We start from the raw sequence: 12689 nt of genomic DNA, 5'->3' as shown, positions 1-12689 counted from the left end.
CGGGCGGTGTGCACGGCGGGCGGCGCGCCGGGAGGCGGCGCTTGAGACCGGGGCACATACCGGGTATACATACTCGGTATGTCCATCCGCCATGGTTTGCTCGCCCTGCTCGACCAGGGCCCCCGCTACGGCTACCAGCTGCGCGCCGAGTTCGAGGCCCGTACCGGGTCCACCTGGCCGCTCAACGTCGGCCAGGTCTACACCACGTTGGGCCGCCTGGAGCGGGACGGGATGGTGGAGCCCGCCGGTGAGGACGAGGAGGGGCACCAGTTCTACGCCGTCACCGAGAGAGGACGCGCAGAACTGCGGAACTGGTTCGACACTCCCGTGCCCCGGACCAACCCGCCCCGGGACGAGCTGGCGATCAAGCTGGCGATGGCGGTGACCGTCCCGGGAGTGGACGTCCCCGCGGTCGTCCAGGCCCAGCGCCGGCACAGCATCAAGGCGCTCCAGGACTACACCCGGCTCAAGGGCCGCGCCCTGGCCGGCGAGCGCCCACCGGGTACCTCGCCGGCCGAGGACGCGAGTTCGGAGCTGGCCTGGCTGCTGGTCCTGGAGCAGCTGATCTTCCAGACCGAGGCCGAGATCCGGTGGCTGGACCACTGCGAGAGCCGGCTCGTCCAGCACGCCGAGACCCAGCAGGCCGCGGCCGCCCGGGCCGCGGCCCGGGCGGGCGACGAGCAGCCCACCCGGCCCCGGCTGCGCCCCGGCGGGCGGCGCTCGACCCGCGCCTGACCCGCACACCCGGAGCGGCCGACCGAGCGCCGCCACCGGCACGACCCGCCGAGATCCGCCGGCAGGGCCCGCCCGACAGAGCCGGCCCCAGGCGGCCCGCACCACCCGAGCCAAGAACAGCAGGGGGAACGTTGAGCAACACCGATCCGACCAAGAGCGCCACGGGGGCGGTGCTGCACCTCGAACAGGTCACCCGGGTGCACGGCCAGGGGGCCTCGGAGGTCCACGCCCTGCGCGGCATCGACCTCAAGGTGCACCCCGGCGAGTTCGTCGCGGTGATGGGGCCCTCCGGCTCCGGCAAGTCCACGCTGCTCACCCTGGCGGGCGGCCTGGACACGCCGACCGGCGGCCGGGTGCTGGTGGAGGGCGTCCCGCTCGGCGGGCTCTCCCGCAAGGCGCTCGCCCAGGTGCGCCGCCGCTCCGTGGGCTACGTCTTCCAGGACTACAACCTGATCCCGGCGCTGACCGCCGCCGAGAACATATCGCTGCCCCGCGAGCTGGACGGCCTCTCCGGCCGGGCCGCCCGCCGGGAGGCGCTCACCGCGCTGGAGGAGCTCGGCATACCCGAGCTCGCCGACCGCTTCCCCGACGACATGTCGGGCGGCCAGCAGCAGCGGGTGGCGATCGCCCGCGCGCTGATCGGCGACCGCCGCCTGGTCCTCGCCGACGAGCCGACCGGCGCGCTCGACTCCACCACCGGTGAGGCGGTGCTCGCCGTCATGCGGGCCCGCTGCGACGCCGGCGCCGCCGCGATGATGGTCACCCACGAGGCCCGGCATGCCGCCTGGGCCGACCGCGTGGTCTTCCTGCGGGACGGCCGGATGGTCGACGAGAGCGCCAGCCAGGACCCCGCCAGCCTGCTGATCTCGGCCGCGACCAACAGCGTGAAGGGCACCGACCAGTGAAGCTCACCGCCTGGCGGGTCGCCCTGCGGATAGCCCGTCGGGACGCCCTGCGTGCCAAGGGGCGCAGTGCCCTGGTCGTCGCGATGGTCGCGCTGCCCGTCCTCGGGGTGGCCGGCGCGGACGTCGTCTTCCGCAGCGCCCAGCTCGACCCGGGCGAGCGGGTGGTACGCACCATGGGCCAGGCCGACGCCGAGGTCAGGCTGCTCGGCAGCGGTCTGACGGTGTTCCAGGCGCCGGACCCGGACGACGGCACGATCTCGAACGGACCGAAGCAGGGCGAGATCCCGAGCGCCGAACAGCGCCGCAGCTCCGAGACCGAGAGCGGCGTCCTGATCAGGCAGCTGCTGCCGGCGGGCAGCGCCGTCGTGCCCGTCAGCTCGGGCCCGTACATCTCCACCACCAGCGCGGACGGCCTGATCCAGACCCCGACCAGCGAGGCCGACCTGGCCGACCCCCTCTGGCGTGGCAGGGTCACGGTGCTGGGTGGCCGGGTGCCGGGCGCCCCCCGCGAGATCGCCGCCACCCAGGCCTTCCTGGACAGCGCGCACCTGAGGATCGGCGACACCACCACGCCCCGGGGCCTGGAGGGCAAGCCCTACACGATCACCGCCGCCGTGGAGTACCCGAGCGACCTGGGCGGCAAGGAGCTGATCGGCCGCCCGGGTGAGCTGATCCCCGCGCTCCAGGCGCTGCCCTCCGCCCAGCGGTTCGGCAGGTCCGAGCGGACCGGGGAGGACCGCTGGCTGGTCAAGCTCCCGGCCGGGGGGCTCGACTGGCCGAAGGTGACCGAGCTCAACAAGTACGGCTTCTCCGCGGCCTCGCGCAGCGTGCTGCTCGACCCGCCCCCGCGCTCCGAGGTGCCCTTCTACAACCGGGAGGGCCACCAGTTCCGGGGCAGCTACTTCGACCAGACCGCCGTGGTGATCCTGCTGACCGTCGCCGGTATGGCGCTGCTGGAGATCGTGCTGCTCGCGGGCCCCGCCTTCGCCGTCGGGGCCAGGCGTTCCCGGCGGCAGCTGGGCCTGCTCGCGGCCGGAGGCGGTGACCGCTCGCACGTGCGCTCGGTGGTGCTGGGCGGCGGTGTCGTCCTCGGTGTGACCGGCGCGGCCGTCGGGCTGGTGCTGGCGATCGGCCTGGTCGCGGCCTTGCAGACGCCCGCCGAGGAGTTCGCCGGCCGGCGCTTCGGGCACTTCGACCTCCAGCCGCTGGACCTGTTCGGCGTGATGGGCATCGGCCTGGTCACCGGCCTGCTCGCGGCCGTCGTCCCGGCCGTCCAGGCCTCTCGCCAGGACGTCGTCTCGGCGCTCACCGGGCGCGGCTCGGTCAAGCCCGCGAACAAGAAGCTCGCCGTGCTCGGGCTGCTGATGCTGGCCGGCGGCGCGGCTCTGGCGCTGCTGGGCGCGACCACCGGACAGGCCAGCCGCACCGTGGCCGTACTCGGCGGCTCGATGATCGCCGAGCTGGGCATGGTGGTCCTCACCCCGATCCTGGTCGGACTCTTCGGCCGACTCGGCCGCCGGCTGCCGCTCGGCCCCCGGCTGGCGCTGCGTGACTCCGTCCGCCACCGGGGCCGCACCGCTCCGGCGGTGGCCGCGGTGATGGCCGCGGTCGCGGGCTCGGTCGCGGTCGGCGTGTACGGCGCCAGCAGCGACGAGCAGCACCGCCAGGAGTACGTCGCCACGGCCCCCGCCGGCGCCGTCACCCTGGCCTCCGGCTGGGGCCCGGCCTCGGAGGGCAACCTGCTGCCGAAGCTGCGCACCACGGTGGAGGCCGGCGTGCCGGAGCTCGGCCCGCGCGCCGACCTCAGCACTGTCCACTTCATGGGCGACTGCCAGCAGGGGAGCTGCGGGAGCGTGTCGGTCTCCGTTCCCAAGGAGCGGCGCTGCCCGAGGGACGACCCGGACAACGAGGACAAGTCGCGGGAGGATCGGGCGCGGCTGAGCAAGGGTGACCCGCGCTGCGCGCCGGCGGGTGGCTCGGCCCGCTACGGCACCAGCTGGTTCGGGTCCGTCCCCGCCGGTGACGCCAATGCGCTGCGCAACCTGTTCGGAGTCCGTGACCAGGCGGCGGAGCAGGCGTTGACCACGGGCAAGGCGGTGGTCTTCGACGAGAAGTACCTCAAGGACGGGAAGATCACGTTCGACCTGACCGAGCCGACGCCGGACGACGAGTCGCCCGGCCGGGCGACGCCCTCACCGACCCCGAAGGGCGGTGCCACGCCCACGCCGACGGCCGGTACCCCCGGTGCCACGTCGGCGCCGACGGCCGGCGCCGTCCCCGGTGCCACGCCCACGCCGAGCGCGAAGGCCGGCGCCACGCCCACGCCGACCGCGACCGCCGGGGCCACGCCCGCGGCCTCGGCCGCTGCGACGCCCCGGCCGGTGCCGGCCGGCCCGGACGGGCCGCAGGACGCGCCGAAGCCGGTCGTCCACCACGTGAGCGTGGACGCCGTCCTGGCCTCCGCCTCCTCGCCCACCGCCGAGGCGTTCATGAGCCCGGAGACGGCGGTCCGGCTGGGCCTGACGGTGTCCGACAGCGGCTCGGTCTGGCTCCCCGCCAAGGCGCCGGGCAGCACCTCCGAGCAGAAGACCTCGGCCGCCGTCAACAGGATCAGTGAGAGCGTGTTCTTCGAGGTCGAGCGCGGCTACCAGTCGGAGAACGACCTGGTGAGCCTGGCCCTGACCGGCTTCGCCGGCCTGGTCGCACTCGGCGCGGCGGGCATCGCCACCGGCCTGGCGGCCGCCGACTCGCAGCGTGACCTGACCACCCTGGCGGCGGTCGGCGCGGCCCCGCGGATCCGCCGGACGCTCTCCGGCTTCCAGTGCGGAGTGATCGCCGCGATGGGCGCGGTGCTCGGCACGATCTGCGGTGTGGTGCCGGCGGTGGCGCTGCGCAAGGTGCAGGGCAACACGGTGCCGTACCCGGGGATGGATCCCTCGGAGGCCGTGGACCACACGGTCGTGGTCTTCCCCTGGCTGAACATGGGCCTCACGCTGCTGGTCCTGCCGCTGATCGCGGTGGCCCTGGCGACCCTGTTCACCCGCTCCCGGATCGCCCTGCTGCGCCAGTCCGGCTGAGCCCGGCTCCCCGTCCGCGTCACCCCCGGCCGCACTCCCCGTGGCCGGGGGTGACGCATGTTACAGCCGCCGGGGCGCCCGGTGATCGGACGGCCGGGGCGAGCACCGGCACCGGCGAACTAAAGTCGTCCGTATGACGAGAACCCCGGACAGCGTCGTCCGATCCTTCATCGACCAGCACGAGGCCGCCTTCCTGGCCGACCTCTGCGACTGGCTCCGCATCCCCTCCGTCTCCGCCGACCCCGGCCTGGCCGGTGAGGTCCGCAGGTCGGCCGAGTGGCTGACCGCGAAGCTGCGCGAGACGGGCTTCCCGGTGGCCGAGGTCTGGGAGACCGACGGCCTGCCCGCGGTGTTCGCCGAGTGGCCGTCCGGGGAGGCCGACGCGCCGACCGTGCTGGTCTACGGGCACCACGACGTGCAGCCCGCCGCCGAGTCGGACGGCTGGGCGAGCGACCCGTTCGAGCCGACCGTGGCCGGCAAGCAGCTGTTCGCCCGCGGCGCGGCGGACGACAAGGGCCAGGTGTTCTTCCACACCCTGGGCCTGCGGGCGCACCTGGCCGCGACCGGGCGCACGGCGCCGGCCGTCAACCTCAAGCTGTTGATCGAGGGTGAGGAGGAGTCCGGCTCGCCGCACTTCGCGGACCTGGTCCGCCGCGAGGCCGACCGGCTGGCCGCCGACGTGGTGATCATCTCGGACACCGGTATGTGGGCCGAGGACACCCCGACCGTCTGCACCGGCATGCGCGGCCTGGCGGACGCCCAGATCGACCTGTTCGGCCCGGACACCGACATCCACTCCGGCTCCTTCGGCGGCGCGGTGCCCAACCCGGCCGCGGTCGCCGCCGAGCTGGCCGCCGGCCTGCACGACGCGGACCGCCGGGTGGACATCCCGGGCTTCTACGACGGCATCGTCGAGCTGACCGACCGTGAGCGCGAGCTCTTCGCGGAGCTGCCCTTCGACGAGGCGCAGTGGCTGCGGGTCGCCAAGTCGTACGGCACCCTGGGCGAGGCCGGCTACAGCACCCTGGAGCGGGTCTGGGCGCGGCCGACCGCCGAGGTCAACGGCATCTGGGGCGGGTACACCGGCCCGGGCGGCAAGACCATCGTGCCGTCCTCGGCGCACCTCAAGCTGTCCTTCCGGCTGGTGGCCGGTCAGGAGGTGGAGAAGGTCCGCGAGGCCGTCCGCGCGTGGGTCGCGGCCCGGGTGCCCGAGGGCATCCGGTACGAGCTGGTCTTTCCCGGTGCGACCAGGCCCTGCCTGACGCCGCTGGACCACCCGGCGCTGCAGTCCACCGTGCGGGCGATGGCCCGGGCGTTCGAGCAGAAGATCCTCTTCACCCGGGAAGGCGGCTCCGGGCCGGCCGCCGACCTGCAGGACGTTCTCGGTGCGCCGGTGCTCTTCCTCGGCATCTCGGTGCCCTCGGACGGGTGGCACTCGGTCAACGAGAAGGTCGAGCTGGACCTGCTGCGCAAGGGTGTGGAGACGGCCGCGTACCTCTGGGGCGACCTGGCGGAGAACTGGCGGCCGGGCGCCGAGAACGTCTGACGGACCTGACGATTCATCACGTGGGGATGGAACAGAGTGAGCACCGTGCCTGAGACCGAACGTCCGAAGCACCTCGCGCTGGCCCGCGCGGGGGTGGACCGGGCGGCGCAGCACCGGTTCGACGAGCCCTGGCTCGCGGCGGCCTGGAGCCACCCGACGACCAAGGTGCTGCCGATCGCCGGCGGCGAGGCCTTCGTGGTGGACACCGACGAGGGCACCGAGCTGGTGCTGATGCCCTCCTTCGAGGCGCCGCAGACCGGGGACCGCTACTTCCTGGGCACCGACGACGACGGCGTCTCCTACTTCGCGCTGGCCGGCGAGAGCCTGCCGGGCCGGCTGGACGGCGACGCCCGCCCGGCCGGTCTGCGAGAGGTGGGCGCGCTGCTCTCGGACCGGGACGCGGGCCTGCTGGTGCACGCCGTGGCGCTGGAGCACTGGCACCGGCTGCACAGCTTCTGCTCCCGCTGCGGGCACCCCACCGAGAAGGCCGGGGCCGGGCACGTACGGCGCTGCACCTCCTGCGCCGCCGAGCACTACCCGCGCACCGACCCGGCGGTGATCATGATGATCACCGACCAGGAGGACCGCTGCCTGCTCGGCCGACAGGCACTCTGGCCGGAGGGCCGCTGGTCGACGCTGGCGGGGTTCGTCGAACCCGGTGAGTCGATCGAGCAGGCGGTGGCCCGCGAGGTGCTGGAGGAGGCGGGCGTCAAGGTCGCCGAGGTCTCCTACGTGGCGAGCCAGCCGTGGCCGTTCCCGTCCAGCCTGATGCTCGGCTTCATCGGCCGGGCGGACCCAACGGGCACCGCGATCACGGTGGACGGCGAGGAGCTGGCCGAGGCGCGCTGGTTCTCCCGCGAGGAGCTCAGGGCGGGAATGGCGGCGGGCGAGATCCTTCCGCCGTCGGGAATCTCGATCGCCCGGCACCTGGTCGAACTCTGGTACGGCGAGCCGCTGCCCTCGGCGGCCCGCTGGTAGCCGATTTCGCGGTTGGAGGGGCGCGCGGCATGGGCTGCGCGCCCCTCAGTTCATTCCACCACCGGAATGCTCGGCAATTGCCCCGGCGATCCTCGGTATCCGGAGGAGCTGGCCGCCCGGGTTGCCGTCGCCGGATTGCCGCGCTGGTCGGAGGCTCGGGGTCGGTCCGAGGCAGGGCGGCCGAATGGTAGGAATTCGGTCACGATCGATCTGATGGGAATCAATCCCGGAATCTCCGGACCGGCCAATACCGGCGGGTTTGACTGAAATGATGCTGACTGAATCGCTACATTCACTGGGGTGACAATCCCCCGGGGCAGTGCCCAATCACCCAAGTACCAGCGACTCGCGGCCGATCTGCGCCGCCGGATCGCCGCCGGCGAGTTCACCGCCGAGGCCCCGCTGCCGGTGGAGGGGGTGCTGGAGCAGCAGTACGGGGTGGCCCGCAACACCGTCCGGCTGGCGGTGGACGTGCTGGTGAACGAGGGCCGGCTGGTCCGGCTCCAGGGCAAGGGCACCTACCTGCGCGAGCACCCCGTCCTGGACCACCGCGCCTACGGCCCCAGCCCGCTGCCCGGGCGCCAGGACTGCCTGGCCGTCCCCAGCGGGATCTACGCCCATGAGGCGCTGGCGGCGGGCCGTGAGCTGACGGTCGACTTCGAGATGCTGATCGTCCGCGCCCGGGTGGACATCGCGGAGCGGCTGGGGCTGCGGCCGGGCGAGGCGATCGTGGTCCGGCGGCAGCTGCGGATGCTGGACCGCGAGCCGTACTCGATCGAGGAGAGCCACTACCGGGCCGGCCTGGCCGCGGGCACCCCGCTGATGGAGCCGGACCAGGTCGAGGGCGGCGACGAGGCGGTGCTCGCCGGGCTCGGGCGCACCGAGATCGGTGCGGTGGACCACCTGGTGGCCCGGATGCCAGGGCCGGAGGAGGCGCAGTGGTTCCAGGGCGGCCCCGGTGTCCCGCTGGTCGTGCAGACCCGGGTCACCTACGACCGGCGCGGGCCGGTCCGGGTGATCGAGACGCGCTACTCGGGGGATCGCTGCCGGCTGGTCTACGGGGTCGGCGACCTCGGTGCCCGCACGGTGCTCCCCGCGCCGGCCTCGCCCGCCGACACCGGAGCGGTGGCCGACTCCTGCTGAGCCGCCCCGCCGCTCCCACTGGGCCGCCCTGCGCCCCCCGGAACGCCCTGCCCCCGGCGCCGGCCGGGCGGCGGGGGCAGGGGTCGGCGGGCCGTGCGCGGGCCGCCGGGCGTCCGCGCCGGGGTCAGCCCGCGAGCGCGGCCTGCACCTGGCGCAGGCTCGGGTTGGTCAGGACCACCTGCTCACCGCCGCCGGCGGGCGTCACCAGCACGGTCGGGACGACCTGGTTGCCGTTGTTCACGGACTCGACGAAGGACGCCGACTTCGGGTCCTCCTCGATGTTGATCTCGCTGTAGCCGATTCCCTCGCGCTGCAGCTGGCCCTTCAGCCGGGTGCAGTACCCACACCAGGTCGTGCTGTACATCGTGACGCTGCCGGACATCGCTCGGGACTCCTTCGGAAGGGGGCGTACGGTCACAGGGCAGAACGCACGGTGAGCACCGGTCATTCCGCGCACGCCGGCGCGGGCGAACGCGCACGCCTGCCCGTGGAGGGATCATCCTCCGATCACACCGGAGCTGTGGACAACTCACCCCCGGCTGTCAGAGACCCCTGCCAGGATGTCCGGACCGAACCGTGCCCGGCGAAGCTGTCCGGGCGGAGATGTCCGGACGGACCCGACGCTGCGAGAGGATGGACTGCATGCAGGAAGACCTCTTGAGCGGCAGCCCGTACGACGACCACCCGGCCGTGACCGGCGCAGACGCCGTGCTGGCCGGGCTCGACCCGGAGCAGCGGGCCGTGGCCACCGCCCTGCACGGGCCCGTCTGCGTGCTGGCCGGCGCCGGTACGGGCAAGACCCGGGCCATCACCCACCGGATCGCCTACGGCGTGCGCAGCGGCGTCTACCAGCCGCAGCAGGTGCTCGCCGTCACCTTCACCGCCCGGGCCGCCGGCGAGATGCGCGGGCGGCTGCGCGAACTCGGCGCCGAGGGCGTGCAGGCGCGCACCTTCCACTCCGCCGCGCTGCGCCAGCTCCAGTACTTCTGGCCGCGGGCGGTCGGCGGCGAGGTGCCCAGGCTGCTGGAGCGCAAGGTCCAGCTGGTCGCCGAGGCGGCCGGGCGCTGCGGCCTGCGGGTCCAGCGCACCGAGCTGCGCGACCTCACCGGTGAGATCGAGTGGGCCAAGGTCACCCAGATCGTGCCCGACGACTACGCGGCCGCGGTCGTCAAGGCCGGCCGCGAGGCCCCGCGCGACCCGGCCGAGATCGCCCGGGTCTACGCCACGTACGAGCAGACCAAGCGGGACCGCGGCGTCATCGACTTCGAGGACGTCCTGCTGCTGACCGCCGCCATCCTGGAGGACCGCCCCGAGATCGCCGACCGGGTCCGCGCCCAGTACCGGCACTTCACGGTCGACGAGTACCAGGACGTCTCCCCGCTCCAGCAGCGCCTGCTGGACCAGTGGACGGGCCCCGGTGCCAGCCTGTGCGTGGTCGGCGACGCCAGCCAGACCATCTACTCCTTCACCGGCGCCACCCCCGACTACCTGCTGAACTTCCGCACCCGCCACCCCGAGGCGACGGTGGTCAAGCTGGTGCGCGACTACCGCTCCACGCCACAGGTCGTCCACCTCGCCAACGGGCTGCTCGCCCAGGCGCGCGGCCAGGCCGCCCAGCACCGGCTCGAACTGATCTCGCAGCGCGAGGCCGGCCCAGAGCCGGTCTACGTCGAGTACGCCGACGAGCCGACCGAGGCGGAGAGCACCGCGCACCGGATCAAGGAGCTGCTCTCCGCCCGGGACGGCGGCTACCGGGCCAGCGAGATCGCGGTGCTGTTCCGCACCAACGGCCAGTCCGAGGTCTACGAGCAGGCACTCGCCGACCTCGGGATCTCCTACCAGCTCAAGGGCGCCGAGCGGTTCTTCGAGCGGCCGGAGGTCCGCGAGGCCGGGGTGCTGCTCAAGGGCGCCGCCCGGGCCGGCTCCGACCCGCTCACCGCCGACGCCCCCGACCTCGCTTCGCAGGTCCGCGCCGTCCTGGCGACCCGCGGCTTCACCGCGACCCCGCCCGGCGGCTCGGGCGCGGTGCGCGAGCGCTGGGAGTCGCTGGCCGCGCTGGTGCGGCTGGCCGAGGAGTTCGAGGCGGCCAGGCGGCGGGCCGGCGAGAGCGCCGACCTGAGCGCCTACGTCGCCGAGCTGGACGCCCGCGCGGCCGCCCAGCACGCCCCCGCCGTCGAGGGCGTCACGCTCGCCTCGCTGCACGCCGCCAAGGGCCTGGAGTGGGACGCCGTCTTCCTGGTCGGCCTCACCGAGGGCACCATGCCGATCATCTACGCCAAGACCGACGAGCAGGTGGAGGAGGAGCGCCGGCTGCTCTACGTCGGCGTCACCCGCGCCCGCCGCTACCTCTCGCTCTCCTGGGCGCTCTCCCGCTCGCCCGGCGGCCGGGCCAGCCGCAAGCCCACCCGGTTCCTGGACGGGCTGCGCCCGGGCTCCGGAGCCCCGGGCGCCCGCTCCGGCGCCAGGGGCGGGCGCGGCGGCGTCGAGCACGGCGGGGAGCGCTCGGCGGCCCGCAGGGCGCGCGGCCCGGTCAAGTGCCGGGTCTGCGACCGCACCCTGACCGAGGCGGTCGAGCGCAAGCTGCGCCGCTGCGAGAGCTGCCCCTCCTCGATGGACGAGGCGCTGTACGAGCGGTTGCGCGAGTGGCGCGCCAAGCAGGCCAAGAAGCAGGGCGCGCCGGCCTACGTCGTCTTCACCGACGCCACGCTGATGGCGATCGCCGAGGACGTGCCGGCCAGTGAGCGTGAACTGGCCGTCATCTCGGGCGTGGGCGCCATGAAGCTGGACAAGTACGGGGCCGCCGTGCTCTCGTTGTGTGCGGGGGAAGAGCCCGTGGACGACTCGGAGGCCGAGCCGGACACCGGATCGGACGAGCCGGCCTGAGCGGCCGACGACGGACACTTCGAAACTCGCCGGGAAAATAGTTTGCGCGCCGTACGTGACGCGCAATAGCCTGCCGGAGCGGTCAAGGGGACGAGACCGCGAGCCGGACGGGGTCACTCCTGCCACGGCTTTCCCCTGCGCACCAACAGCTTCACATCTGCCTCATCGCAGATTGCTTCACCGAGACAGACATCCGAACAGCCGGAGCCCGGGGGACTGGGCACCGCGAGACGCCGAGAGGAGGCGAAGACAGTGGAAACCACGACGATGATCACCAAACTGACTGGCCAGACCGTCAACGCTGCCTCCCTGTGCGCCGCCCCCGTGGGCGTTCTCGCGCCGGTTGGCACCCTCGGCACCTCGATCCCCGCTGCGCTTGTGCGCCGTGAGGTCGTGCTCGCCGAAGCCGGTCTGGTTCTCGACGCCACCGGTGTCTCCGTCGCCGCCGTTGTCAGTGCCCTTGGGAACACTGGCGGTAGCACGACGGGCGTCACCGGCAGCTTCGTCGAGACCGGTCTGTCCGGCGACTGGGCACCGGTGGGCGAGTCCCGCGATATGCGTGACGAGCGACCGACCCAGGCATCGAAGGCAGCAGTAGCGGCCGCCAAGCATGGCGACTATGCGCGGGTCATCGGTGCCGGAAACGCCCAGAAGCAGAACGAGCAGCAGATCAACCAGGTCAAGGCCGCCTTCATCGGAGCCTCGGCCATCCGGATGCGGGCCTTCCGCGGGCCTGAACCCTGGAGAGAACGAACCTGAGCCAGCCTCAGGTCGGCGCCTCCAGGGCCGCGGAACCCGTCACACCGGGATCCGCGGCCCTTCTGTTTTGTCCGGTACGCAAGACCACCCAGGCCCCCCGGGGCCTCCGGCCCAGCCCCACCAGTCAGCTGAGCCGGACCCACTGAGAAGACGAGGAAGACGCCCACAGTGTCCACGGTCATCACACCGCCCCTCCCGTCCGTACCGACGACAGACCAGACCACCAAGGCCGACCAGGCCGACCCCCCGGAGGTAACCCTTATGCAGCTCACCGCGATCGACGACGCCGAGGCCCTGGGCCTGCCCATCCCGTGCCGCGCCTTCGACCCGGAGGTCTTCTTCGCCGAGACCCCGGCGGACGTCGAGTACGCGAAGTCCCTCTGCGGGACCTGCCCGGTCAAGGAGGCCTGCCTGGCCGGTGCGCTGGAGCGGCGTGAGCCGTGGGGCGTCTGGGGTGGCGAGCTCTTCGTCCAGGGCGTCGTGGTGGCCCGCAAGCGGCCGCGTGGCCGCCCGCGCAAGACCGAGGTCGCAGCGTGACCCCCGCGCTCGCAGCCGAGGCCGTCCGCCGGGGAGAGCAGCCCCCGCTGGACAGTGCCCTGCGCGACTCCGTACGCCTCGCCGCCGCCAAGGCGGACGTTGCCCGCAGCATCCCCTTCCCCGCCA

The 12689-nt window shown here is 73.5% G+C and carries 10 protein-coding genes; 9 read left to right on the top strand and 1 reads right to left on the bottom strand.

The genetic code is table 11. The features are described 5' to 3' along the window. Positions 1–78 precede the first annotated feature (78 nt). From ACIBH3_RS00920 to ACIBH3_RS00895, 6 genes are all read left to right on the top strand, one after another. Positions 79–735: a PadR family transcriptional regulator gene (locus ACIBH3_RS00920; RefSeq protein ID WP_396309685.1), complete on the top strand. Its 657-nt coding sequence runs from the start codon at positions 79–81 to the stop codon at positions 733–735. Positions 736–866: 131 nt separating this feature from the next. Continuing rightward, the gene (locus tag ACIBH3_RS00915) at positions 867–1640 is read left to right on the top strand and encodes an ABC transporter ATP-binding protein (protein WP_396309684.1); all 774 of its coding nucleotides are present in this window, start codon (positions 867–869) and stop codon (positions 1638–1640) included. Next, entirely contained in the window at positions 1637–4717 is a 3081-nt protein-coding gene (locus ACIBH3_RS00910; RefSeq protein WP_396309683.1) for an FtsX-like permease family protein, read from the top strand. Before ACIBH3_RS00915 ends, ACIBH3_RS00910 begins: the two co-directional genes overlap by 4 nt. 133 nt (positions 4718–4850) lie before the next feature. Continuing rightward, positions 4851–6263 (top strand): dipeptidase, encoded by a 1413-nt coding sequence (locus ACIBH3_RS00905; RefSeq protein WP_396309682.1) that lies wholly within the window; start codon positions 4851–4853, stop codon positions 6261–6263. A gap of 45 nt (positions 6264–6308) precedes the next feature. Further along, a complete protein-coding gene (gene nudC, locus ACIBH3_RS00900; protein WP_396309681.1) occupies positions 6309–7241 on the top strand; it encodes an NAD(+) diphosphatase in 933 nt (310 codons plus the stop codon). A gap of 300 nt (positions 7242–7541) precedes the next feature. Then, positions 7542–8384 carry a GntR family transcriptional regulator gene (locus ACIBH3_RS00895; RefSeq protein WP_396309680.1) on the top strand — a complete coding sequence of 281 codons (843 nt, stop codon included), beginning with the start codon at positions 7542–7544 and terminating at the stop codon, positions 8382–8384. Between the two features lie 124 nt (positions 8385–8508). On the opposite strand, the gene ACIBH3_RS00890 is transcribed toward ACIBH3_RS00895, so the two are convergent. Continuing rightward, a complete protein-coding gene (locus ACIBH3_RS00890; RefSeq protein WP_396309679.1) occupies positions 8509–8766 on the bottom strand; it encodes a mycoredoxin in 258 nt (85 codons plus the stop codon). 260 nt (positions 8767–9026) lie between these two features. Here ACIBH3_RS00890 and ACIBH3_RS00885 point away from each other — a divergent pair, with 260 nt between their 5' ends. From ACIBH3_RS00885 to ACIBH3_RS00875, 3 genes are all read left to right on the top strand, one after another. After that, positions 9027–11267 (top strand): ATP-dependent DNA helicase UvrD2, encoded by a 2241-nt coding sequence (locus ACIBH3_RS00885; RefSeq protein WP_396309678.1) that lies wholly within the window; start codon positions 9027–9029, stop codon positions 11265–11267. A gap of 252 nt (positions 11268–11519) precedes the next feature. Then, positions 11520–12026, top strand: a complete 507-nt coding sequence (locus ACIBH3_RS00880) for a hypothetical protein (RefSeq protein ID WP_396309677.1) — start codon at positions 11520–11522, stop codon at positions 12024–12026. 168 nt (positions 12027–12194) lie between these two features. Further along, entirely contained in the window at positions 12195–12563 is a 369-nt protein-coding gene (locus ACIBH3_RS00875) for a WhiB family transcriptional regulator (protein ID WP_396309676.1), read from the top strand. The last annotated feature ends 126 nt before the right edge of the window (positions 12564–12689 follow it).

The sequence above is a fragment of the Kitasatospora sp. NPDC050543 genome (genome assembly GCF_044457565.1).
In the GTDB taxonomy this organism is placed as follows: domain Bacteria; phylum Actinomycetota; class Actinomycetes; order Streptomycetales; family Streptomycetaceae; genus Kitasatospora.
The sequence above is the reverse complement of the archived record's forward strand: the minus strand, read 5'-3'. Positions and strand labels throughout refer to the sequence as shown.